The sequence below is a fragment of the Duganella radicis genome, assembly GCF_009720825.1.
In the GTDB taxonomy this organism is placed as follows: domain Bacteria; phylum Pseudomonadota; class Gammaproteobacteria; order Burkholderiales; family Burkholderiaceae_D; genus Rugamonas; species Rugamonas radicis.
Genome location: NZ_WNKY01000105.1, coordinates 1 through 1,993, shown reverse-complemented (window position 1 = coordinate 1,993; position 1,993 = coordinate 1). Strand labels below are relative to the sequence as shown.

Below are 1,993 nucleotides of genomic sequence, written 5' to 3'. Positions count from 1 at the left end.
GGCAGGGCGAGCTGACGGCGGCCGGGCTGTGCGTGCCCATCATCGCCAACGGCGCGGTCCAGGGGGCGCTGACGGTGGGCCGCGGCGCGCCGGCGCCGGCCTACCGCGCCAGCGATCAGCGCCTGCTGGAGACCATCGCCTCGCACCTCGGCGCCGCGCTGCAAAACGCGCTGCTGTTCCGGCAGGCCGAGGCGGCCCGCGCCCGCGCCGAGGAGGCGACCCGGGCCAAGTCGATGTTCCTGGCCAATATGAGCCACGAGATCCGCACGCCGATGAACGCGGTGATCGGCCTGTCATACCTGGCGCTGAACGCCGAGTCGCCGCTCAGCCAGCGCGAGCAGTTGCAAAAGATCCACCGCGCCGGCACCTCGTTGCTGGGCATCGTCAGCGGCATTCTCGACTTCTCCAAGATCGAGGCTGGCAAGGTCGAGATCGAGACTGCCGATTTCGATCTGGACGAGTTGCTGGCCCATGTCGCCGCCGTCAGCGGCGCCGTCGGCGAGCGGCCGCTGGAATGCAACTTCGTGGTGCCGGCCGAGGTGCCGCGCCAGTTGCGCGGCGACGCGCTGCGGCTGGGGCAGGTGCTGATCAATCTGCTCAACAACGCGCTCAAGTTCACCGCGCGCGGCGAGGTGGTGCTGGCGGTGCAGGCGCTGGAGCGCGGGCCGGGCTGGAGCCGGCTGGCGTTCAGTGTGCGCGATACCGGCATCGGCATGCCGCCGGCGGTGCGCGGCCGGCTGTTCCAGGCCTTTTCCCAGGCCGACAGTTCCTCCACGCGCAAGTTCGGCGGTACCGGCTTGGGCCTCAGCATCTGCAAGAACCTGATCGAGCTGATGGGCGGAACCATCAAGGTCGACAGCCAGGTGGGGACCGGCAGCTGCTTCACGATCGAGCTCAGCCTGGAGCACGCCTGCGGCCAGCCGGCGCTGCCGCCGCCGGCGGCGCTGGACGGCCTGCGCGTGCTGGTGGTCGATGACAACCCGACCGCCCGGGCCGCGCTGCGGGGCGCGCTGGAGCATCTCGGTATCGCCGCGGTGGTGGCCGGCAGCCCGGCGGAGGCGCTGGCGCGGGTGCGCGACGCCGGCGCGCCGTTCGATCTGCTGCTGGCCGGCGCGCGGCGGCCCGGCCCGGGGCTGGGCCGGCATCTGTATCCGGCCGCGGCCGGGCGGCCCCGCTTCGCACTGTTGACCACTGGCGCCACCGAGGCGCCGGCGGAGGAAGCGCTGGCGGCCGGCGTCGACGCGGTGCTGGCCAAGCCGGTCACGCGCAGCAGCCTGCTTGACATCCTGCTGCGGCTGTTCGCGCCGGAACGGGGCGCCGGGGCCCGCCAGCAAGTCCCGCAATTCAGCGGCGTGCGCGTGCTGTTGGCCGAGGACAACGCCATCAACCAGGAAATCATGGTCGGCATGTTGCGCGCCTGCGACATCGAGGTCGACGTGGCCGGCAACGGCCGGATCGCCATCGAGCGCTTGCAGGCGGCGCATGATTACCAGCTGGTCCTGATGGATTTGCACATGCCGGAGATCGACGGCCACACCGTGGCATTGCGCCTGCGCGCCGACCGCCGTTTCGACGCGCTGCCGATTGTCGCCGTGACCGCCAACGTCTTGCCGGAGGAGTGGCGGCGCTGCAAGGAGGAGGGCTTCAACGACCATCTCGGCAAGCCCCTGATCCCGGCCGAGCTGCACCGCGTGCTGGCGCGCTACCTTCCCGCCGCCACCCACACGGCGCCGGCGCCGCGCAACCCGCGCGCGGCGGCGGCCCTGCCGGACGGCGTGCCCGGACTGGACCTGGCGCACGCGCGCAGCCGCGTCAACGGCAACGATGCGCTGTTGCTCAAGGTGCTGAGCATGTTCCTGCGCGACGAGCGCGATTGCGCCGTCCGGCTGCGGGCGGCGTTGGCGGCGGCGGACTATGGCGCGGCCGAACGCCACGCCCATTCGCTGCGCTCGGTGGCGGAAAACCTGGGGGCGGTCCGCCTGGCGCGGCTGGC

Annotated in this window: 1 protein-coding gene; it reads left to right on the top strand. The window is 72.3% G+C overall.

What is annotated here, in order from left to right:
- On the top strand, positions 1-1,993 hold a 1,993-nt coding region (locus tag GM676_RS31215), incomplete at both ends, for an ATP-binding protein (protein ID WP_155468454.1).